Source organism: Micromonospora sp. NBRC 110037 (assembly GCF_001652995.1).
Classification (GTDB): domain Bacteria; phylum Actinomycetota; class Actinomycetes; order Mycobacteriales; family Micromonosporaceae; genus Micromonospora; species Micromonospora chalcea.
Window position 1 is genome coordinate 393443 of record NZ_BBVA01000005.1, and the last position, 21136, is coordinate 414578.

The following is a 21136-nucleotide window of genomic DNA, read 5'->3' on the forward strand; positions in this document are numbered from 1 at the left end:
CCCATGGCGTTCCACCGAACGGGTGGCGGACTTCCGGCGGCCGGCCCCGTGCCACGAACGGCCTCTTTCCGCGCCTCGGGCACAGGGTCGGCGGGCTGCGGGCGCTCTGGCCCGCCGACGGCGACGTTCAGGTCGACCGCTGGGCGACGAAGACGAACTCCCGGCCGGCGCGGTCGGGCGCGTCCCGCACGTCGAGCACCCGGTAGCCGGCGGCCGCCAGGCTCGCCTCGACCTCGTCCCGGTCGCGGAACCGCAGCGTCGAGTCCGACGTGACGACGGCGCCGTCGGCCGGGAACCGGTACGTGAACCGGAAGGACACGAACGGCAGGTCCACAGCGGTGACCTCGAGACGTCGTTCCACCGGCCCGACGCCCGGCACGTCCCGGGTCACCGGCGCGGTGTCCGCCGCCCACTCCTCCCACGCGCGGCGCTCGGGACGCCGCGTCTCGAACACGAGATGCCCGCCGGGCCGCAGCGCCGCGTGGACGCCCCGCAGGGTGCGCGCCCAGTCGTCGTCGGCGCAGAACACCTGCGCCACGTTGCCGGTCATCACGGCCAGGTCGGCGCGCAGCGGTGGCAGCGTCGTGGCGTCGCCGTGCACCCAGCGCACGCGGCCTTCGCGGTCCTTCGACCGGGCGACGGCGAGGGACGCCCTGGCCGGGTCGACCCCCACGACGGTACGGCCGTGCCGGGCGAGCAGCAGGACCAGGTTCCCGGTGCCGCAGCCGAGGTCGAGCACCACGCGCGCGTCCAGCTCGTCGGCGATCGCGAGGTACGCGTCCAGGTCGTCCCGGTCGCCGTCGAACGCGTCGTAGACCGGCGCGAGCCGAGGATGGGCGAAGATCGCATCCGGCATCCGGGGACTGTATCCGCCGCCGACCGCGAGGGGCGGGCTGTTGAGAAGGGGCCCTTCCTCTACCGGAGGCGTTAAGAAGGGGCCCTTCCTTACACGCCCACCGAGCGGTAGACCTCGAGCGTCTGGCGGGCGATCGCGTCCCAGGAGAAGTGCTCCACGGCCCGCCGCCGCCCCGCCGCGCCGAACGCGGCGATCCGCTCCGGGTCGGCCAGCAGCTCGTTCATGCGCGCGGCCAGGTCGGCCACGAAACGCTCCGGGTCCAGCGGCGTGCCGGAGCCGTCACCGGCCTGCTCGATCGGCACCAGCAGCCCGGTCTCGCCGTCGGCCACCACCTCCGGGATGCCGCCCGTGGCGGTCGCCACCACCGCGGTCTCGCAGGCCATCGCCTCCAGGTTGACGATGCCCATCGGCTCGTACACGGACGGGCAGACGAAGATCGTGGCGTGGGTGAGCACCTGGATCACCTCGTGCTTGGGCAGCATCGCCGCCACCCAGACGACCCCCGACCGCTTCGCGCGCAGCTCGGCGGCCAGCTCCTCGACCTCCGCGCCGATCTCCGGCGTGTCAGGTGCGCCGGCCAGCAGCACCAGCTGGACGTCGGCGGGCAGCTCGCGGGCGGCGCGCAGCAGGTACGGCAGGCCCTTCTGCTTGGTGATCCGCCCGACGTAGACCACGCTGGGCCGGGACGGGTCGATGCCGAGCCGGTCGAGCACGTCGGTGTTCCGGTCCGGGGCGTACTGCGCGGTGTCGATGCCGTTGTAGACCACGCGGACCCGGTCCGGGTTAACCGCCGGGTACGCGGTGAGCACGTCGCGGCGCATCCCCGCGCTCACCGCGATGATCGCGTCGGCGGCCTCGAACGCGGTCCGCTCGCACCAGGAGGAGAGCGCGTACCCGCCGCCGAGCTGCTCGGCCTTCCACGGGCGCAGCGGCTCCAGACTGTGCGCGGTGACCACGTGCGGCACCCCGTGCAGCAGCTTCGCGGTGTGCCCGGCCAGGTTCGCGTACCAGGTGTGGCTGTGCACCACGTCGGTGCCGGCCGTGCCGGCGGCCATCTCCAGGTCGACGCCCATGACCCGCAGCGCGGCGTTCGCGCCGGCCAACGCGGCCGGCTCCGCGTACGCGGTGACGCCGGGCTCGTCGCGCGGCGCGCCGAAGCAGTGCACCCGCACGTCGGCGAGCCGGCGCAGCTCGCGGGCGAGGTATTCCACGTGCACGCCGGCGCCGCCGTACACCTCCGGCGGGTACTCGCGGGTGAGCAGGTCGACGCGCATCGGTGCCATGCCCGCACCCTAGTGCAGAGCGGCGTGTCGCACGCGGTGCGCAAGTGTGGGCGTCCGAGTGGTGAAGTCGGTTCCGGGTCGTTAGCGTCTGAGCATGGCTGCCAAGGTGCTCGCGATCGTCCTGGCCGGCGGGGAGGGCAAGCGCCTGATGCCCCTGACGACCGACCGGGCGAAGCCCGCCGTCCCCTTCGGCGGGATGTACCGCATGGTCGACTTCGTCCTGTCCAACCTGGCGAACGCCGGCTTCCTCAAGATCGTCGTGCTGACCCAGTACAAGTCGCACTCGCTGGACCGGCACATCACCAAGACCTGGCGGATGTCGACGCTGCTCGGCAACTACGTCACGCCGGTGCCGGCGCAGCAGCGCCGCGGCCCGTGGTGGTTCGCCGGCTCGGCCGACGCGATCTACCAGAGCTTCAACCTGATCAACGACGAGCAGCCCGACTACGTGATCGTCTTCGGCGCCGACCACATCTACCGGATGGACCCCCGGCAGATGGTCGACGACCACATCGCCTCCGGCGCCGGGGTGACGGTCGCCGGCATCCGGCAGCCGCTGTCGATGGCCGACCAGTTCGGCGTGATCGAGGTCGGCGAGGACGGCAAGCGCATCCGCGCGTTCCGGGAGAAGCCCACCGACGCGGTGGGGCTGCCCGACGCGCCGGACCAGATCTACGCCTCGATGGGCAACTACGTGTTCACCACGAAGGCCCTGTGCGAGGCGGTCGAGCGCGACGCGGCGGACAAGACCAGCAAGCACGACATGGGCGGCAGCATCATCCCGATGCTGGTCGAGCGCGGCGAGGCGAACGTCTACGACTTCAAGGACAACGAGGTGCCGGGCAGCACCGACCGGGACCGCGGCTACTGGCGGGACGTGGGGACGCTCGACTCGTTCTACGACGCGCACATGGATCTGATCAACGTGCACCCGGTGTTCAACCTCTACAACTTCGAGTGGCCGATCTACACCGAGCAGCCGCCGTACCCGCCGGCCAAGTTCGTGCACGCCTGGGGCGAGCGGGTCGGCCGCGCGGTCAGCTCGATGGTGTCGCCCGGCTCGGTGATCTCCGGCTCGCTGGTGGAGAACTCGATCGTGTCGCCGAAGGTGAAGGTCCACTCGTGGGCGCACGTCGACGGCGCCGTGCTGATGGAGGGTGTCCAGATCGGCCGCCACGCGGTCGTCCGGCGCGCGATCCTGGACAAGAACGTCCACGTCCCGGAGGGCGCCGAGATCGGCGTCGACCTGGAGAAGGACCGCCAGCGCTACACCGTGTCCGACAACGGCATCGTCGTGATCGGCAAGGGCCAGCGCGTCGAGCCCTGAGCAGCACCACCGCAACCCGAGGAGGATCCCGCAGTGGCCCACCCCCGTGCCGGCCAGCCCGCGCAGCCCGACGATCTGGTCGACGTGCCCCGGCTGGTCACCGCCTACTACGCCGAGCACCCGGATCCGGACGACCCGGCGCAGCAGGTCTCCTTCGGCACCTCCGGGCACCGCGGGTCCAGCCTGCGCCACGCGTTCAACTCCGACCACATCCTCGCCGTCACCCAGGCGCTCTGCGACTACCGGCGCGAGCAGGGCCTCGACGGGCCGCTGTTCCTCGGCCGGGACACCCACGCGCTCTCCGCGCCGGCCGAGGCCGACGCGCTGGAGGTGCTCGCCGCCAACGGCGTCACCGTGCTGCGCGACAGCCGCGACGGCTACACCCCGACGCCCGCCGTCTCGCACGCCATCCTCACCCACAACCGGGGCCGCACCAGCGGCCTCGCCGACGGCATCGTGATCACCCCGTCGCACAACCCGCCGTCCGACGGCGGGTTCAAGTACAACCCCACCCACGGCGGGCCCGCCGACACCGACGCCACGAAGTGGATCCAGGACCGCGCGAACGCGATCCTCGCCGCCGGGCTCAAGGAGGTGAGACGCATCCCGTACGCGCGGGCGCGCGCCGCCGACACCACCGGGGGGTACGACTTCCTCGCCCGGTACGTCGACGACCTGCCCGCCGCGCTGGACATCGACGCGATCCGCGACGCCGGAGTGCGCATCGGCGCGGACCCGATGGGCGGGGCGAGCGTGGCGTACTGGGGGGAGATCGCCGACCGGCACCGCCTCGACCTGACGGTGATCAACCCGCTGGTGGACCCGACGTGGCGGTTCATGACGCTCGACGGCGACGGCAAGATCCGGATGGACTGCTCGTCACCGAACGCGATGGCCTCGCTGATCGCCGCCCGGAACGACTACGCGGTCTCCACCGGCAACGACGCCGACGCCGACCGGCACGGCATCGTCACGCCCGACGGCGGCCTGATGAACCCCAACCACTACCTGGCCGTGGCGATCGGCCACCTGTTCCGTACCCGGGAGCAGTGGGGCCCGGCCGCGGCGGTGGGCAAGACGCTCGTCTCCTCCTCGATGATCGACCGGGTCGCGGCCGACCTCGGCCGCCCGCTGCTGGAGGTGCCGGTCGGGTTCAAGTGGTTCGTGCCCGGCCTGCTCGACGGCGCCGTCGGCTTCGGCGGCGAGGAGAGCGCCGGCGCGTCGTTCCTGCGCCGCGACGGCGGCACCTGGACCACCGACAAGGACGGCATCCTGCTCTGCCTGCTCGCCGCCGAGATCATCGCCAACACCGGGCGTACGCCCAGCGAGCACTGGGCCGAGCTGGCCGACCGCTTCGGCGCGCCCGCGTACGCCCGCATCGACGCCCCGGCCGGGCGCGAGGAGAAGGCGGTCCTGGCGAAGCTGTCGCCGGAGCAGGTCACCGCGACCCAGCTGGCCGGTGAGCCGATCACCGCGATCCTCACCACCGCACCCGGCAACGGTGCCGCGATCGGCGGCCTCAAGGTGACCACCGAGTCGGGCTGGTTCGCCGCCCGCCCGTCCGGCACCGAGGACGTCTACAAGATCTACGCCGAGTCGTTCCAGGGCCCGGAGCACCTGGCCCGGATCCAGGAGGAGGCCAAGGCGCTCGTCGACGGGGTGCTCGGGGCGTCCTGACGGTCACCGGGGCGGGGGCAGCTCCCGGCGGTTGAGCTGCTCCCGCAACCCGTCCGGCAACAGCTCGCGCAGCTGGTCCGGCAGCAGCGGCAGGTCCAGCAGGCTCAACTTGAGCTGGTTGCGCTCCTGGTAGCGGCGCGGGTCGAGGCGGACCACCCGGCCGGCGTCCTTGACGTACCGGATGTGCACCGAGCCCTCGGTCGCCGCCTGCCGGATCAGCAGCCCGTCCATCTCCACCGCCACCGGCGCCGAGTCCGCGCGCAGCTCCAGGTGCACCGTCTCGTGCGCGGAGAGCAGCACCGAGCGGGAGATCCCGGCCATCGGCGCCGACGGCGTCACCACCATCGCCTCCGTGGCCGGTGAGATCAACGGGCCGCCGGCGGCGTAGCTGTACGCGGTCGAGCCGGCCGGCGTGCTCACCACCAACGCGTCGCAGCGGTAGTAGCCGTACCGCTGGCCGTCCACCGCCAGGGTGGCCGTGACGAACCCGGCGCCGGGCTGCCGGACCAGGGCGATGTCGTTGAACGCCACCACGTCGTCGCCGCAGACGTCGCAGGCCAGGCAGGCGTGCGACTCGACGGTGAAGTCGTGCTCCACCAGCCGCTCCAGCGCCCGGGGCAGGTCCGGCGGCTCCACCTCGACCAGGAAGCCGACCCGGCCCAGGTGGACGCCGAGCACCGGCTTCGGGTCGCGTACGGCCATCCGCAGCGCGCCCAGCATGGTGCCGTCGCCGCCGATGCTGATCAGCGCGGCGCAGCGGTCGGCCAGCTCGTCCGCGGCGACCGCCTCCACCGCGGCCGGCACGCGCGTACGGTCCTCGGCGCGTACGGCGAGGGTGATCCGGTGCCGGGCCGCCCAGTCCACGATGATCCGCACCACCTCGGAGACGTCCCGGGTGGGGTGCAGCACCAGCCCCAGCACATCTCCCGCCACCGGTACAGCTCATCACACGGACGGTGGGCGTGGTGGGCGTACAAGCACCCGGTCGAGACCGGATCGCCGTCGCCGTCGCGACGCGGCGTGACCTGCCGGGGGAGCGGTCGTTGAGCCTGTGTGCCGCCGTGGTGGGGCGAGCGGAGCGTGCGCGCTCCCACGGGACGACTCCAGAAAATGAACGGATTCCGCAAGTCATGATGTTGCTTCTCGTCGCGGTGGTTCTGCTGGCCGTCCTGCACTACGTCGTCGCGGTTCGCACGTACGGTCTGCTCACCCCGGACGGGCTCTTCGTCGTCTCGCAGCTGCTGATGGCCCTCGGGACGGTGCAACTGGTTGATCCGGACTCCACCACCGAGACCTTCTACGGCCGGCTCGTGCTCGGCGCGGTGGCGGTGTACCTCCTGGTGAGCATGGTGACGTTCATGTGCCTGCGGGCCGGCCGACGTTCGGTACCGCGCAAGGTGGGCGACCGCGCGCCCTACACGTTCCGTCTGGTGCGCCCGACGGCCAGCGTGCTGATCGTGACGGCGCTGTCGATGGCCGCCACCGCGGCGTACTTCGCCGCCGTGGGCTACAGCGCCTTCGTCGTGGGCCTGCGGGGAGTGCTCACCGGTCAGACGGAGAACGTCAGCACGCTCCGGCTCCAGTCGTACGCGGGAGAGAACTACTTCTTCCCCGGGTACGCGAACCAGTTCCGTAACGTCCTGCTGCCCTCGCTGGCCGTGGTCCTCGCGGTGTGGTTCTTCAACCGGCGGGGCCTGGCGGGCCGGGTCTTCGCGCTCTTCCCGCTCGGCTTGGCGACACTGGCGCTCATCGGCACCGGCCAGCGCGGAGCGTTCTTCCTGTTCCTGCTGACCCTTGTCGTCTACTCGTTCCTCGCGGTCGGGCGCGCGATGTCCCGGTGGGTGCTGCTCGTCCCGGTGCTCGGCGCACCGGTGGTCTTCGTCGCGACGCAGGTGCTGGGTCGCAGCGGCGACGGGGACGGGCATCCGGTCACGGCCGCCGCGCGGGAGCTGTACCGGCGTTTCATGGAGGACAACCAGCTCTCCGGGCTCGCCGCCTTCAACTACACGTCGCAGCTACCTGTCCGCCACGGCGGCGAATGGCTCCGCTCGCTGTCCGGCATCCTGCCCGGCGACCGGGGCAGCAGCCTGGCCAACGAGGTGTTCGCGACGCTCTACGGCTCGACGGTCGGCACGTCGCCACCATCGCTGTGGGGATCCATCCACCACAACTTCGGCACTGTCGGCGTACTGGTGGGCGCGGCGGCCCTCGCCCTGCTGCTGCAGAAGATCACCTTCAACGGACTGCGCCGGCCCAGCTACAACTCCCTGGAACTGATGGGGTACGCCGGCATGACCGTCGTCCTGGGGACCTGGGCTGTCGGTGGTCCGGAGACGCTCCTCAACACCGGGCTCGTCGCCTACCTGGCGCTCTGGTACTGGGGCGGCCGGATCAAGCCGGAGCAGACGGCGCTGTCGGCGCGGGCGCGGCGGGCCGCGTCCGCAGCGCCGGTCGCCCCGGGCCACGAGCCGGTCAGGTGGCAACCGGGACGACCGGTGGCCGGGCCGGAGAGACGCACACCGGTCGGGGCGGAACGATAGCGCGTGCGCGCCGAACAGCCTCGGCGGGCAGGACGCCCCGGCGTCTCCCGGTCGCGTCTGACCGGAGCGCGTCGCGGCGTACTGAGCATCGCCTCGGGCACCGTCGGCGGGCAGGTGCTCCTGCTCGCCGCGGCGCCGGTTCTGGCGCGCCTCTACACGCCGGCGGACTTCGGCGTCTTCACCGTGATCGCAACGCTGGTCGCCACCGTCGGCGCGGTCGCGGCACTGCGCCTGGAGATGGCCGTCCCACTGCCCGCTGAGGACCGGGACGCCGACGCGCTGGTGGCGCTCGGGCTCGTCTGCGCCCTGGTGACCGGCACGTTCGGCACGCTGGCGGTGGCGCTGGCCGGTCGGCCGATCGCCGACGTCTACGATCAGCCCGCCCTGCGCGTCTGGCTCTGGCTGGTCCCGTGGGCGGCGGCCGCGATGGGCTGCCTCCTGGTGCTCAACCAGCTCGCCGTCCGCCACCGCCGTTACGCCGCGATCGGGCGGCGCAACTTCCTTCAGGCCGTCGCCACGCTCGCCGCGCAGGTGCTCTTCGGCGCGGCCGGCGTACGAGCGGGCGGGCTCTCCCTCGGCCTCGCGGCCGGGCAGGTGACCGGTGCGCTGATGCTGGCGCCCGGCGCTCGCCTGCGTGATCCCGCGACACGTGCCGGGTTCCATCCCCGGCGGCTGTGGCGGACCATGCGGCGCTACCGCCGGTTCCCGCTCGTGCTCGCGCCGTCCGGGCTGGTCAACGTGCTGGGAAACCAGCTTCCGGTCCTGCTCATCGCGTTCTGGTACGGCGGCACCGTGGCCGGATGGCTCGGGCTCACCCAGCGGGTCCTGGCGGCGCCGGTGGCCCTGGCGGGCACCGCTGTCGCCCAGGTCTACCTCGGCGAACTCGCCCGGCTGGCACGGGAGGCGCCGCAGCAGGCCCGGGCGATGTTCCTCCGGGCGAGCCGGCAACTGATCATGATCGCGGTTCCGGCGGCGGTCGTCGCGCTCCTGGCGGCGCCCGCGATCTTCCGGTTGGTGTTCGGCGCCCAGTGGGCGAGCAGTGGCGCCTACGCGCAGGCTCTGGCCGTCGGCGTGGCCGCGCAGTTGGTCGCGTCCCCGCTGTCGCAGACGCTGGTCGTGTTCGGCCGGCAGAATCTGCAACTCGCCTGGGACACCGGCCGGGTCGTGGTCGTCGTCGGCGCGGTCGCGGGCACCTGGCTGCTCGGCGGGTCGGCTCTCGCCGCCGTCTGGGCGTTCGGGATCGCCGCCGCCGTGTCCTACACCGCCTGCTGGCTGCTCTCGCTGACGACGGTACGGGCGCACGCGCGCGTCGCGGACCGGCCGGACGCGGGCGCGACGACGCCGAGGCGGGCCCGGGAGCCGGTGTGAACCGCCCACATGACGACAAAAGGTCGGCATCACCGCGTACGCCTCAGGTCGTTGAACACGGGGAGAAACAGTGACCTTTGAGAGGCGAGCCCGAGTTGCATCCGCGACCCCGCGTTCTGATCATCGCGTACGTCTTCCCGCCGTCGGAATCGGTCGGCGCCCGCCGGCCCGGTGAGCTGGCGCGCTTCGCCGCCGCCCAGGGGTGGGACGTCCGCGTCCTGACGGCGACGCCGCCCAGCGCCGGATCATCCGGCGTGCCCGAGAGCGACGTTCTCCGGGTGGCGCCGGTGCCCGACTCGACCCGGGTCGTGTCCTCGGTACGCCGGGCGGAGGCCCAGGCCAGGGTGGGCCGCCGTCCGGCGCTGACCGTCCTGGGGACGCTGGGACGCGAGGTGCTGATCCCGGACGCCTGCGTGAACTGGGTCGTGCCCGCCGTGCGCGCATTCCTGCGCGACCGGGGGGACTGGCGACCCGACGTCGTGATGGTGACCGGCCCGCCGGCGTCGGCGTATCTTGTCGCCGCTGCCATCGCCCGCCGCCTGAAGGTGCCGTGGGTGGCGGACTACCGTGACCTGTGGACGGTCGGCAACGACTACTGGCCGTACGGCCGGACCCGGATACGGCGGAAGCTCGACCACTGGATGGAACGGCGCCTGCTCCGGTCCGCCGCCGCATGCGTCACGATCTCCGAGCCGCTGGCCTACATCATGCGCTCGACGTTCGGGATCGGCACGACTGTGGTCATGAACGGCATCGACCCGCGCCCACCAGGCCCGGTGGGCGGGCCGGCCGAGCAACCAACCACCGTGGACGCGTACGGATCGCCGCCCCTGACGCTGACGCACACCGGGCGGCTCAACCCCGGGAAGCGAGATCCCTCGCCACTGCTGGACGCGGTGGCGCTCCTCGGCCCCGAGGCCCGGCGTGTCCATGTCGTCTTCGCGGGTGAGGACAACGGGGTGGCGCAGGCCGCCACCGAGCGCGCCGGCGTCTCGGACTCGGTGACCAACCTGGGTGAGGTGTCGGCGGAGAAGTCGTGGCGGGTGCAGGCGGAGGCCGACGTCCTGGTGCTGGTGATGTGGAACGACCCGCGCGACGCCGGCACGGTGCCGGGGAAGTTCTTCGACTACCTGCGTGCCCGGCGTCCCATCCTCATGATCGGGCACCCGACCGGAATCGTGGCGGACATCCTGCGCTCCCGTGACGCCGGCGTCGTCCTCAGCGACCCGGCGCGCATCGCCGAGCAGTTGCGGATCTGGCTGGCCGAGAAGGACCGGAACGGACGCCTCGCCGAGATTCCGCCGTCCGCGCTCGACGGGCTGTACCGGGACGACCAGTTGGCGCGCTACCTGGACCTTCTCTCCGACGTTGCGGGCGCACGTCGGGCTCGTACCTGATCGGACCGTGGGCGCCGCGCCGCCGGGCGGCGCCCACGGCTCAGGCCGTCGCGCCCGTCCCCGTCACGCCCGCCGGCAGTTGCCAGCGGGACCGGGCGGCACGCAACTCGGCGACCATTTGCGGCCAGGAGGGCGGCCGGTAGCCGGCCGCGGCGGCGAACGCCTCGGCCGACAGCGACCGGTCGCAGACGAAGCCGTCGTAGGGGACGATGTCGCCCGTCCACCGGTATTCGGACGCCACCAACCGAAGCAGGTCGTACTTGGTGATCGGCGCCGCCGCGACGTGGTAGAGCCCCGCGAGATCGGTACGCGGAAGCACCACGGTGCGCAGGACGCGGGCGAGTTCCACGGTGGTCACGCCGCTGTACACGGCCTTGGTGTAGCCACGCACCGTGCCCACCTGACTGAGGAACCAGTCGACCAGGGAACGGCTCGACGCGAGCTCGTGACCGATGATCGAGGTCCGGAGCGTCAGCGCGTGCGGGCCGCCGACCTCGCCCAGCAGCTTCGACCGCCCGTACAGGTCGGGTGGGTCGGGCAGGTCGGTCTCGACGTAGTTGCCGCGGTCACCCGAGAAGACGCAGTCCGTGCTGACGTGGACGAGACGCGCGCCCGCCGTCTGGCACAGGCGGGCCAGCAGATGGGGGAACAGCGCGTTGAGCCGTACCGTACCGACGGCGTCCTGCACCTCCGGACGCTGTTTGACGACTCCCACGCAGTTGACCACCACGTCCGGCCGTACGCGCTGGAGCAGCGAGTCGACGCCGTCGACGTCGTCCGCGTCCACGCCCGTCTCCACCCGGGCGGCGAGCCCGGGCGGCAGCAGGCCGGTCAGGTCGACGGTCCGGCAGGCGCCGTGCACGGCGATGCCGGGATCCCGGTCGAACTCCCGCAGGAGGGTGTGCCCCAGCATCCCGGTGACACCGAGAACGAGTACGCGTGTCATGGCTTCCTCCTCCGGCCGCGGCCGTCGCCGCGCCGCCGGACGGCGTCGGTCAGCAGATCGGCGAGCACCTGCGCGTTGATCTCTTCACTCATGTGGGCCAGATAGTGGCGCCGGGCGGCGTGGCCCATGTCGCGCAGCCGGTCTGGTGGGGTGGAGCGGGCCTGCCGGATCACCGCCGCCAGCGCGGCGGGATCGCCGGGAGGCGCCGCGAACCCCGCCTCGGCGCCGGTCACGATTCGGGCGGCGTCACCGGGAGCGCACACCAGAGCCGGCTGGCCGCTCGCCAGGATCGCCTGCACCTTCCCCGGGAGGGTGATGTGGAACAGCGGCTCGTCGGCGAGCGAGATCAACTGCAACTGGGCGGCCGCCATGGCGGCCGCGATCCGCTCCGGCGCGATCTGGTCGGCGAAGTGCACCGTGGCGAGCCCGCCGGCCTTGACCCGTTCCCGCAGCGACTCCCGTTCCACTCCGCCACCCACGAGTACGAGGTGTACGTCGGGCAGGTCCCGCAGATGCTCCATCGCCGTGACCGCCACGTCGAGGCGCTGCGCGGCGCCGAGGTTGCCGGCGTACATGACGACGAAGTCGTCCCGGCCGAGGCCGAGCCGGGCCCGGAACGTCGGGTCCGGCTCGGCCGGCTGCATGACCTTCTCGTCGGCCCAGTTGTAGACGACCGACACCTTGTCCGCCGGGATGCCTCGCTCGATCAGCGTCCTCCGTAGGCCGGGGGAGGGGACGGTGATGTGGTCGGCCCAGCGGTGGACGCGGTCGGTCAGCCCGCCGAGAGCGGCGGCCGCCAGCCGTCTGCCCGCGCCCTCGGTGAGGAAGCCGGTGGCGAAGACCGAGTCCGGCCAGAGGTCCATCACCATGAGGACGTACGGGGTCCGCCAGCGCATCCGGGCGGCCATCGCAGCGGTGGCCGCGGTGATGGGGGAGCCGTAGACCAGGCTCGCGTCCGCCGAGCGCAGCAGCCCGCGACCGACGACAGTGGAGGAGGCGGCCCAGCTGAGGTAGTTGGCGGCCCGCCTGACGGTGGACCGGTCGTGGCTCGGGTAGAGGGGGGCGCGCAGCACGCGCAGCCCGTCGAGGTCCTCCACGCTCCGCCGGTGCGCGCGGTAGCCGGCGGGCACGACGCCGGTCGGGTAGTTCGGCACCCCGGTCAGCACGTCCACCGCGAAGTCGCGGTTTTCGAGCGACCGCGCGATGCCCAGCGGGATGCCTGTCGGCTCCGGCGGGAACCACTGCGTGACGAGGGCGATCCGGGTGGCGTCGACGCCACCGCGGTCCAGGTCGGCGCTCATGCCGGAGCGGCGGCGGTCGGCAGGCCGGCCTGGTCGAGCTGCGCGCGCAGCTCCGGCAGGCTGACCAGCAGTTCCATCACTTCCGCGACGTCGAGCCGGCGCGCGTTGTGGGAGTGGTAGTCGACGCGGTGTTCCCGGTTCGTGTCGCCCTCGTCGAAGTACAGGCCGTAGTTCAGGTCGCGGCTGTCCACCGGCACCCGGAGGAAGTCACCGAAGTCCTCGGCGCGGGCCAGGTCCTCGCGGCTGGCCAGCGTCTCGTACAGCTTCTCGCCGTGCCGGATGCCCAGCACGTCGAACTTCGCCGGCACGCCGAACAGGTTGCACAGGGCCACGGCGAGGTCCTCGATCGTGCAGGCGTCCGCCTTGCGGATGAACACGTCACCCGGCTGGCCGTGGTGGAAGGCGTGTTCGACGAGTTCGACCGACTGCTCCAGCGACATCAGGAAGCGGGTCATCGTCGGCTCGGTCACGGTGAGCGGCACGCCGCCGCGGATCTGCTCGACGAACAGCGGGATCACCGAGCCGCGGGAGTACATCACGTTGCCGTACCGGACGCAGCAGACCCGGGTACGGGCACCGGGGTTGTTGCGCGCGTGGGCCTGCGCCACCTTCTCCATCAGCGCCTTGGTCATGCCCATCGCGTTCACCGGGTAGACGGCCTTGTCGGTGCTGAGCAGCACCAGCGCCTCGACGCCGTTGCGCTCGCAGGCGTCCACGACGTTGGCGCTGCCCAGGACGTTGGTCCGGACCGCTTCGAGCGGGAAGAACTCGCAGGAGGGCACCTGCTTGAGAGCCGCCGCGTGGAAGACGTACTCGACTCCCCGGGTGGCCTTCAGCGTGCTGTCGTGGTCGCGGACGTCGCCGACGTAGTAGCGGACCCGGTCGTCCCGGAGCCGGTGCCGCATCGCGTCCTGCTTGGACTCGTCACGGCTGAGCACCCGTACCTCTTCGGCGCCGGCCTTCAGCAGGCGGACGACCATGGTCTGGCCGAACGAGCCGGTGCCGCCGGTGATCAGGAAGCGCCGGCCCGAAAGCGAGGAAGCCACATCTCCTCCAGTCTCCCCCGTGCCTGACGGGAGCTCACATCGCAACTGCACGTTACTTCCTCATAACGAGCCAAAGCTGGAGATAGCGGCAATAAGCGGCGTAATCCGTCGGCTGCTCCCGTCCGGCCGCCACCGGGCGCGTCGCCTGCTCGTTGATCCAACGAGCAGAGGTCGCTGGTGGAAGCTGGGCCGGCTGGGCGAAAGGCAGTTCATGACACGGGTGATGACGGTGGTGGGGACCAGGCCGGAGATAATCCGGCTCTCCCGGGTGATCGCGCGCCTCGACGACACTGTGGAGCACGTGCTCGTGCACACCGGGCAGAACTGGGACAGCACTCTTTCCGACGTCTTCTTCAAGGAACTGCGGATCCGCGAGCCCGATCGTTTCCTGCAGGTAGACACCGCGTCCCTGGGGCGCGTACTCGGTGGCGTGCTGATCGGCATGGAGTCCGCGATCGCCGAGTTGCGCCCGGACGCCCTGCTCGTTCTCGGGGACACCAACAGCAGCATCGGCGCCCTGATGGCGCGGCGGATGAAGGTGCCGGTCTACCACATGGAGGCGGGCAACCGGTGCTTCGACCTGAACGTGCCGGAGGAGACCAACCGTCGCCTCGTCGACCACATCGCCGACTTCAACCTGGTCTACAGCGAACACGCGCGTCGTAACCTCCTGGCCGAGGGCCTGCATCCACGGCGGATCCTGCACACCGGCTCGCCCATGCGGGAGGTGCTGGAGCACTACCGGCCCGCGATCGCGGCGTCCACGGTGCTGAGCCGGCTCGGGCTGAACGCGGGCCGGTACTTCCTCGTCAGCGCGCACCGCGAGGAGAACGTCGACCGCCCGGACCGGCTCGCCCGGCTGCTGGAATGCCTGTACGCGGTCCGGGACGAATGGGGGTTCCCGGTCCTCGTCTCCACGCATCCCCGCACGCGCAACCGGCTGGAGGCGCTGGCGCCGGAGGCGGACCTGCTCGACGGCATCGTCTTCCACGAGCCCTTCGGCCTGCCCGACTACGTCCACCTGCAGACCAGCGCGTACTGCACGCTGTCGGACAGCGGGACGATCAGCGAGGAGGCGGCGATCCTGGGATTCCCCGCCGTCACGCTCCGGGAGTCGATCGAGCGTCCGGAGGCCCTCGACGCCGGAGGCATCATCATGACCGGGCTTGATCCCGCGGGCGTGACCGAGGCGGTCCGGGTGACCGTCCGCCAGCACCAGGCGGAGGGCGTGCCCTGTCCGGCCGACTACCAGGTCACCGACACGTCACGCCGGGTGGTCGACTTCATTCTCTCCACGGTCCGTCGGCACCACGACTGGGCGGGCATCCGTCGCTGACCCCGATACGGCGGGCGGTGCCGGCGCCGCCCGCCGCGGGAGCGCCGGATCAGCGGGCCGGCACACCCTTCACGACCGTCCGCTCGCCGACATCGCGTACCACGCAGGCACCGGCGCCGACGGTGCTGTCCCGGCCGACCCGCAGGCCCTGGAGCACCGCGGCGTTGGTGCCGACGAGCGTGCCCTCGGACAGGTGGCAGTCACCGGAGACGGCGGCGAGCGGGTTGACTGACACGAAGTCGCCGAGGGTGCTGTCGTGCCCGACGGTGACGTTCTGGTTGAGGTGGACGTGCCGGCCGATGGTGACGTTCGTGGTGACACGTGCGCCCGCGAAGGCGACGAACCCCGGGCCGTACCGGTTGTCCGGGCCGATGGTGGCGTCCGGGTGCACGAGGCTGGCGGCCGGAAGGTCATAGGCGTCGATCCTCGCCGCCACCGCCCGGCGGATCCTCGGGTCACCGATGCCGATGACGTGATGAGTCTGCGGCGGTGCCTCGCGCAGCCACGCGACACCGCCGAGGTACGGCACGTCCAGGCGCTGCACCCGCTTGAGGTTCTCCTCCGAGGGGTGGTCGTCGACGAAGCCGATCAGCTGCCAGTCCGGTCCGCCGGCCGCCACCACCGCCCGGGCGATGGTCAGCAGCTCCCGCCCGTGGCCACCGCACCCCACGATCAGCAGGGGCGTCATGCGGCTACGTCCCGATCCGGGCGGACAGGAACTCGCCGATCGCGGCCAGCACCGTGCTGATCTGCGGCTCGGTGAGCGCGCTGCCGCTCGGCAGGGTCAGCCCCTGGACGAACAGGTCGTCGGCGGCGCCACTGAGGACGCTCTCCGCCCCGGCGAAGGCCGGCTGCTGGTGCATCGGCTTCCAGACCGGCCGCGTCTCGATGTCCCGCTTCCGCAGCTGTTCAGCCAGCTCGGCCGCCTGCCATCCGGCGCGGTCGGGGCGTACCCGGATCACTGTCAGCCAGCAGTTCGAGGTGTCGTCGGCCGCACCGACGAGTTCGACGCCCGGAACGGACGCGAACAGCTCGGCGTAGCGGTTCCGCAGACGCCGGCGCCGGCCGATCATGCCGTCGAGCCGTACGAGTTGCGCGCGGCCGAGGGCGGCGAGCAGGTTGCTGAGCCGGTAGTTGTACCCGGTCTCGCGGTGCTCGTAGTGGGGCGTCTGCTCGCGTGCCTGCGTCGCGAGATGCCGGGCGCGGGCCAAAAGGGACAGGTCGTCGGAGACGAGCATGCCACCGCCGGAGGTGGTCATGATCTTGTTGCCGTTGAAGGAGAGCGCGCCGACCCGCCCGAACGAGCCGGCGGGCCGGCCGCGGTGCGTCGCCCCGAGTGCCTCCGCGGCGTCCTCCACCACCGGTACGCCCGCCTCGGCGCAGATCGGAAGCAGCCGGGTGTAGTCGGCGCAACTGCCGAACATGTCCACCGGAACGACAGCGCCCACCCGTTCGCCCCGGCCGCGTAGCCGGTCCAGCGCCTCGGCCAGCAGCAACACGTCGATGTTCCCGGTGCCCGGGTCGCAGTCGACGAAGACCGGCCGTGCGCCGGTGTACCGGACCGCGTTCGCGGTGGCGACGAATGTCAGCGTGGGTACGACCACCGCGTCTCCGGCGCTCACGCCGACGCCGAGCAGGCCCAGGTGCAGCGCGGCGGTGCCGGAACTGACCGCCACCGCGCCCCGCGTGCCGACCCGCGACGCGATCTCCCGCTCGAACTCCTCGAGGTCGGGGCCGATGGGCGCCACCCAGCCGGAACGCAGCGCGGCGATCAGGTAGGACTCCTCCAGCGGACCGACGTCCGGCGCGGACAGGTGGACCAGGCCGCTCATGACAGCCTGCCCGGCCGCACCGTGGTACGCGCGGTGTCTCCCGCCGCCGCTCCGTCCGGCACGGTTCCGAGGAACTCCGGCGCGGTGGCCGAGCCGGCTGCCGAGATGCCCTCCCGCCGCAGCACGGTGCGGACGGTGGCGGCGAGGATCGCGAGGTCCAACCGCAGTGAGCGGTTGTCGACGTACTCCACGTCGAGGGCGAACTTGTCCTCCCAGCTCAGCTCGTTGCGGCCGCTGACCTGGGCCAGGCCGGTGACGCCGGGTCGCACCTCGTGCCGGCGCGCCTGGGCGGGGGTGTAGCGGCCCAGGTACTCCGGCAGCAGGGGGCGCGGGCCGACGAGGCTCATGTCGCCGCGGAGCACGTTCCAGAGCGTGGGCAACTCGTCGAGGCTGGTGGCGCGGAGCCGGCGACCGAACGGCGTCAGCCGGTCGGCGTCGGAGACCAGGCCACGCCGGTGGTCCGGCTCCCGCATGGTCCGGAACTTGACCACCTCGAATAGCGCGCCGTGGCGCCCGGCGCGCCGCTGGCGGAACAGCACCGGGCGGCCCAGCCGGACGGCCACCAGAACGGCGACGGTCGCCAGCACCGGTGCCGTCACCGCGAGCAGAACGACGGCCGCGAGCACGTCGAGGAACCGCTTCGACCGGTCGGACCGGCCGGTCGAGAGCGATCCGTGACGCACATCGGGAAGCGACATGCCCCCACCTCCGCACAGGTACCCGACCACCCGTCCGGGCGCGGCAGGAAGCCGCGATCGGGAACAGGTGGTACCGATCTCTCGGATCAACCGTGCGGGACCGCGCGAGGACACGGGTGCGGGAGATCGACACTTCGCCTGGTCAGGTGGCGGGCGTCAACCCGTCGGCGGCCGGCAGCCAATACCCGGCGTACACCCCGGCCGTGATCTGGTAGCTCATCGTCCCGTTCACCCAGGCGGTCGCGCCGAACGGCGCGGCCGAGCTGCGGGGGAAGGTGAACGTCTTGCTCTCGGTGACCTGCCAGCCCGGCCCGTACATGTGCGCGGTGTAGGTGCCGGGACCGAACGACAGGGTCCGCTGCGGCGTGTAGGTGTGCCGCACGACCGCGCCGAGCAGATATCGCTCGCCTGGCGTCTCAGGAATGAGGAACCCGGCCAAGGCCCCGTTCGTGATCCGGTAGTAGATGCCGCGCCCGAGGATGCGGACGCGTTGGTCGGCGTTCGCCTGGGACTGCCGGGACAGAGTCAGGGATTTCTGCTCCAGCACCGCGCCTGCGGAGGAGAACCGGTAGCCGACGTGCGCCCCACCGGAGAAGATGACGGTGCCGGACACGGCCGGCGCCGGGTAGTCCTCGCGGAACAGGTCGGCCATGGCGGCGAAGACCGGAGCGCGGGTCATCTCGTACGTCTTCAGCAGCTGTCCGATGTGCACAGGGTGGTAGCCCGCGTACGAGGAGGGACAGCCGATCGAGTAGCGGCTGGCCCACTGCGGCGCGCGAAACGTGGTCGGCACGTGCCGGCGCAGCGTGGTGGCGGCGCCGTCGAACAGGGCGGCGGCCCGCTGGTCCGAGGTGTGCCGCCAGTAGTCGTACACGCCGTAGAGCGCGAAGATGTGGCCGTTCAGCACGCGTTCGCCGGTCACTCCCGGCGTCAGCGGGTACTCCTCGAACCACAGGTGCCCGGCGTCGTCCACCCAGCTGGCCCAGGGCAGCCCGGTCTCCGGCGGAAGCAGGAGGCTGGCGAAGGTCCGGTCCGCGGCCTGACGCCACTTCTGCTCCCCGGTGACCGCCGCCAGGCGGGTGAAGAGGCTGAGCAGCTGTCCCTGCGCCATCGCGCTGAACCACGGCGCGTGGATCACCGGCATCTGGGCGCACCGGGGGAAGTCGAACTCGTAGGGGTACCACCAGGCCGAGCGCGACTCGACCCTGCGGTCGATGTTCCGCTGAGCCTGCGCCACCGCCCGGTCGAGGAAGAGCCGGTCGCGGTTGGCGAGATAGGTGCGCAGGTTGCTCAGTCCCCACTGCGCCTGGGCGACGGGATGGTCGTACGTCTGTCCGTTGTACTGGAACAGGCGGACACCGTGCTCGTCGTGCGGGTTCGGATCCACCCGCGGCGCCAGCGCGCTGTCGTTGTACGGCAGGCCGGCGTCCGGGATGAACTGTGGCCGGAACCCGTCGCGCGCATAGCCGCTCACGTCCGCCGCGCCGCGGACCGCCGGGACGCCGGCCGCTTCCGCCGGACCGGCTGTCGAGGCCACGGCGCCCATGGTCAGCGCCAGTGCCAGCAAAGTCTTTCTCATGTGGGAGAACTGGGTGCCCATAAGGTGACGGTAGGGACGAGATTCGCCAGAGCCGTGGAAAATATCGGCTTTCCGACATGCTTCTGCGCGTTGTCGCCCCGCAGTAGAGTGCGCCGGTGCTGCACCTGCGAATCATCGCGCCGGGCGACCGCTCGTCGGCCGTCGTGGACCTGCTCGGCGCCGAGCCCGGCGTGACCCACCTGGTAGTTCTCACCGGGGCCGCCCGCCGGCCCGCCGGCGACCTGATCCTCTGCGACGTGGTCCGGGAGAGCGCGGACCACGTCCTGCGCCGCCTGCAGGACCTCGACGTGGACGTACGCGGCGGGATCGCCGCCGACGACGTCGAGCTGACCCTGTCCGAGGCGGCCGACCGGGCCGCCGAGGAAGCCCCCGGCCACGGGGAGGACGCCGTGGTGTGGGACGAGATCGCCGCGAAGACCGGCGAGCAGACGGTGCTCACCGGCACGTTCCTCGCCCTGATCGTGGTGGCCACCATGATCGCCGGGATCGGCGTGCTGCTGGACCAGCCCATCCTGATCGTCGGCGCGATGGTGGTCGGCCCCGAGTTCGGTCCGCTCGCCGCGCTCTGCGTGGCGTTGCTGCGGCGTCAGCCGCGCGTGGTCGGTCACTCGGTCAAGGCGCTGACGGTCGGTTTCCTCGTCGCCATGGCGGCCACCGCGCTGAGCACCTGGGCGCTCACCGCGGCCGGCCTGGTCGACCGGGACATGCTGCTGGCGGAACGGCCGATGACCGACTTCATCTGGCGTCCGGACGCGTTGTCCTGGGTGGTGGGCCTGCTCGCCGGCGTGGCCGGCATGCTGTCGCTGACCTCGAAGAAGTCCGGCTCGCTCGTGGGTGTGCTGATCTCGGTGACCACAGTGCCGGCGGCGGCGAACGTGGCCGTCGCGTCCGCGTACGGCGTGTGGCACGAGGCCGCCGGCTCCGCCCTCCAACTGGTGATCAACCTGGCCGCGATCGTGCTCGCCGGGCTGCTCACGCTCGTGGTCCAGCTGTGCTGGTGGCGGCACGTCGCCCGGCGGGCCGCGCACGCGGTGCCCCGGCAGCGGGCAGACCGGCGTCCGGCCCCGGTCAGCGCCAGTCGTCGCCCGCGTCGAGACGACGGCTGAGCAGGGTCGCCAGCGGCACCGACTCGCCGTCCCGGCCGCCCCGGCCGACCACCAGCGGCGGCGGACTGGGCGGCGGGTCCGCCCCGAGCAGCCGCGCCCGCAGGCCCGGCGGCACGGTGAGCAGGTAGAAACGCCCGTCGGTGTCCACCGCGCGGCTGTGCGCCCGGTCCACGTACCAGCCGGTGATCCGCGTGCGGTAGCGACCGCGCCCGTCGTGCCCGGTCGCGGTCAGCCGGCCGGCGCGCAGCCCGCGCCGCAGCGCCTCGGCGGCGAACCGGGCCACCAGCTCCGCGGCCTCCGCCTGCTCGGCCTCGCGTTCGCGGGCGGCGGCCTCCGCGTGCGCCCGCACCGCGTGGCGTCGCCGCTCCCGCCACCGCTCGTCGTCCTCACCGCCCACGACCGCGAGGGTACGCGGAACCGGCCCCGCCCGGCGCACAGGCCGTCGGGCCCGGCGCGCGCACCGCCGAGGCTGCGGCGATCAAGGGGTTTGTGTCAGTCGAACGCCCTGAACAGGCCACGAACTCCTTGGTCAACAACGCGCCTGGTGAGTGGTGTTCGCGGCTCCGGCAGGCGTGACCCGTCCCTTTCCCGGCGCGCTGCCCGGTGTGATCAACTCCAGCTCGCCGAAGTGGTGGTGTCGCGGAGCCTCTGATGCCACCACCTCGGCGAGATTGTGTTGATCAAGGGTGTGATGCCGGTGCCTCGGCCCGTCCCCGCGGCCGTCGCCCTGCCGGGGCGCCTGACCGCGACACGGGCCGGCGCGTCGCTGTTCCCCGGCGGGGCTGCCGGGCTGAGGCGTTCGTGACCTCGGCCCGGCAGCGGG

General features: G+C 72.1%; 18 protein-coding genes. 7 read left to right on the forward strand and 11 right to left on the reverse strand.

Annotated features, from left to right (window positions below):
• Positions 1–127 precede the first annotated feature (127 nt).
• Both A4R25_RS18060 and glgA read right to left on the reverse strand, forming a co-directional pair.
• Positions 128–856 carry a class I SAM-dependent methyltransferase gene (locus A4R25_RS18060; protein WP_064447488.1) on the reverse strand — a complete coding sequence of 243 codons (729 nt, stop codon included), beginning with the start codon at positions 854–856 and terminating at the stop codon, positions 128–130.
• A gap of 89 nt (positions 857–945) precedes the next feature.
• Positions 946–2139: a glycogen synthase gene (glgA, locus tag A4R25_RS18065; protein WP_064447489.1), complete on the reverse strand. Its 1194-nt coding sequence runs from the start codon at positions 2137–2139 to the stop codon at positions 946–948.
• 94 nt (positions 2140–2233) lie between these two features.
• On the opposite strand from glgA, the gene glgC reads away from it, so the two are divergent.
• Entirely contained in the window at positions 2234–3466 is a 1233-nt protein-coding gene (gene glgC, locus A4R25_RS18070; RefSeq protein WP_043325096.1) for a glucose-1-phosphate adenylyltransferase, read from the forward strand.
• A 33-nt stretch (positions 3467–3499) separates the two neighbouring features.
• Positions 3500–5143: a phosphoglucomutase (alpha-D-glucose-1,6-bisphosphate-dependent) gene (gene pgm / locus A4R25_RS18075; RefSeq protein WP_064447490.1), complete on the forward strand. Its 1644-nt coding sequence runs from the start codon at positions 3500–3502 to the stop codon at positions 5141–5143.
• Between the two features lie 3 nt (positions 5144–5146).
• Here pgm and A4R25_RS18080 read toward each other — a convergent pair whose 3' ends face one another.
• Positions 5147–6076, reverse strand: coding sequence for an NAD(+)/NADH kinase (locus A4R25_RS18080; RefSeq protein WP_064447491.1), 930 nt, complete (start codon positions 6074–6076; stop codon positions 5147–5149).
• 197 nt (positions 6077–6273) lie between these two features.
• On the opposite strand from A4R25_RS18080, the gene A4R25_RS18085 reads away from it, so the two are divergent.
• From A4R25_RS18085 to A4R25_RS18095, 3 genes are all read left to right on the forward strand, one after another.
• Positions 6274–7683, forward strand: a complete 1410-nt coding sequence (locus A4R25_RS18085) for an O-antigen polymerase (protein ID WP_043325093.1) — start codon at positions 6274–6276, stop codon at positions 7681–7683.
• Between the two features lie 3 nt (positions 7684–7686).
• Positions 7687–9051 carry a lipopolysaccharide biosynthesis protein gene (locus A4R25_RS18090; RefSeq protein WP_064447492.1) on the forward strand — a complete coding sequence of 455 codons (1365 nt, stop codon included), beginning with the start codon at positions 7687–7689 and terminating at the stop codon, positions 9049–9051.
• Between the two features lie 95 nt (positions 9052–9146).
• Positions 9147–10448, forward strand: coding sequence for a glycosyltransferase (locus tag A4R25_RS18095; RefSeq protein ID WP_051611087.1), 1302 nt, complete (start codon positions 9147–9149; stop codon positions 10446–10448).
• 40 nt (positions 10449–10488) lie between these two features.
• Here the strand turns inward: A4R25_RS18095 and A4R25_RS18100 are convergent, their stop codons facing one another.
• From A4R25_RS18100 to A4R25_RS18110, 3 genes are read right to left on the reverse strand one after another with little or no spacing between them, the layout of a single operon-like run.
• Entirely contained in the window at positions 10489–11394 is a 906-nt protein-coding gene (locus A4R25_RS18100) for an SDR family oxidoreductase (RefSeq protein WP_051611085.1), read from the reverse strand.
• Positions 11391–12695, reverse strand: a complete 1305-nt coding sequence (locus A4R25_RS18105; RefSeq protein WP_051611083.1) for a glycosyltransferase family 4 protein — start codon at positions 12693–12695, stop codon at positions 11391–11393. The genes A4R25_RS18100 and A4R25_RS18105 overlap by 4 nt, the downstream gene beginning before the upstream one ends.
• Complete coding sequence (locus A4R25_RS18110) at positions 12692–13741, reverse strand: polysaccharide biosynthesis protein (RefSeq protein WP_043325091.1); 1050 nt, start codon at positions 13739–13741, stop codon at positions 12692–12694. The genes A4R25_RS18105 and A4R25_RS18110 overlap by 4 nt, the downstream gene beginning before the upstream one ends.
• A 223-nt stretch (positions 13742–13964) precedes the next feature.
• Between A4R25_RS18110 and wecB the strand changes: the two genes are divergently transcribed.
• Positions 13965–15077 carry a non-hydrolyzing UDP-N-acetylglucosamine 2-epimerase gene (wecB, locus tag A4R25_RS18115; RefSeq protein ID WP_231915574.1) on the forward strand — a complete coding sequence of 371 codons (1113 nt, stop codon included), beginning with the start codon at positions 13965–13967 and terminating at the stop codon, positions 15075–15077.
• Between the two features lie 49 nt (positions 15078–15126).
• On the opposite strand, the gene A4R25_RS18120 is transcribed toward wecB, so the two are convergent.
• From A4R25_RS18120 to A4R25_RS18135, 4 genes are all read right to left on the reverse strand, one after another.
• Positions 15127–15765 (reverse strand): acetyltransferase, encoded by a 639-nt coding sequence (locus tag A4R25_RS18120; RefSeq protein ID WP_043325089.1) that lies wholly within the window; start codon positions 15763–15765, stop codon positions 15127–15129.
• Positions 15766–15769: 4 nt separating this feature from the next.
• Positions 15770–16909 (reverse strand): DegT/DnrJ/EryC1/StrS aminotransferase family protein, encoded by a 1140-nt coding sequence (locus tag A4R25_RS18125; protein ID WP_043325088.1) that lies wholly within the window; start codon positions 16907–16909, stop codon positions 15770–15772.
• On the reverse strand, positions 16906–17607 hold the full coding sequence (locus tag A4R25_RS18130; RefSeq protein WP_051611081.1) for a sugar transferase: 702 nt from the start codon (positions 17605–17607) through the stop codon (positions 16906–16908). The genes A4R25_RS18125 and A4R25_RS18130 overlap by 4 nt, the downstream gene beginning before the upstream one ends.
• A gap of 142 nt (positions 17608–17749) precedes the next feature.
• Complete coding sequence (locus A4R25_RS18135; protein WP_197494925.1) at positions 17750–19186, reverse strand: D-glucuronyl C5-epimerase family protein; 1437 nt, start codon at positions 19184–19186, stop codon at positions 17750–17752.
• A 116-nt stretch (positions 19187–19302) separates the two neighbouring features.
• On the opposite strand from A4R25_RS18135, the gene A4R25_RS18140 reads away from it, so the two are divergent.
• Complete coding sequence (locus tag A4R25_RS18140) at positions 19303–20313, forward strand: DUF389 domain-containing protein (protein ID WP_043325087.1); 1011 nt, start codon at positions 19303–19305, stop codon at positions 20311–20313.
• Here the strand turns inward: A4R25_RS18140 and A4R25_RS18145 are convergent.
• Positions 20276–20710: a hypothetical protein gene (locus A4R25_RS18145; protein WP_043325086.1), complete on the reverse strand. Its 435-nt coding sequence runs from the start codon at positions 20708–20710 to the stop codon at positions 20276–20278. The genes A4R25_RS18140 and A4R25_RS18145 overlap by 38 nt on opposite strands.
• Between the last annotated feature and the right edge of the window lie 426 nt (positions 20711–21136).

Excerpts from the sequence above, each read along its gene's own strand:
- A4R25_RS18060 (WP_064447488.1), bottom strand. The coding sequence starts at position 856 with ATGCCGGATGCGATCTTCGCCCATCCTCGGCTCGCGCCGGTCTACGAC.
- glgA (WP_064447489.1), bottom strand. The coding sequence starts at position 2,139 with ATGGCACCGATGCGCGTCGACCTGCTCACCCGCGAGTACCCGCCGGAG.
- glgC (WP_043325096.1), top strand. The coding sequence starts at position 2,234 with ATGGCTGCCAAGGTGCTCGCGATCGTCCTGGCCGGCGGGGAGGGCAAG.
- A4R25_RS18085 (WP_043325093.1), top strand. The coding sequence starts at position 6,274 with ATGATGTTGCTTCTCGTCGCGGTGGTTCTGCTGGCCGTCCTGCACTAC.
- A4R25_RS18100 (WP_051611085.1), bottom strand. The coding sequence starts at position 11,394 with ATGACACGCGTACTCGTTCTCGGTGTCACCGGGATGCTGGGGCACACC.
- A4R25_RS18105 (WP_051611083.1), bottom strand. The coding sequence starts at position 12,695 with ATGAGCGCCGACCTGGACCGCGGTGGCGTCGACGCCACCCGGATCGCC.
- wecB (WP_231915574.1), top strand. The coding sequence starts at position 13,965 with ATGACGGTGGTGGGGACCAGGCCGGAGATAATCCGGCTCTCCCGGGTG.
- A4R25_RS18120 (WP_043325089.1), bottom strand. The coding sequence starts at position 15,765 with ATGACGCCCCTGCTGATCGTGGGGTGCGGTGGCCACGGGCGGGAGCTG.
- A4R25_RS18125 (WP_043325088.1), bottom strand. The coding sequence starts at position 16,909 with ATGAGCGGCCTGGTCCACCTGTCCGCGCCGGACGTCGGTCCGCTGGAG.
- A4R25_RS18130 (WP_051611081.1), bottom strand. The coding sequence starts at position 17,607 with ATGTCGCTTCCCGATGTGCGTCACGGATCGCTCTCGACCGGCCGGTCC.
- A4R25_RS18135 (WP_197494925.1), bottom strand. The coding sequence starts at position 19,186 with ATGAGAAAGACTTTGCTGGCACTGGCGCTGACCATGGGCGCCGTGGCC.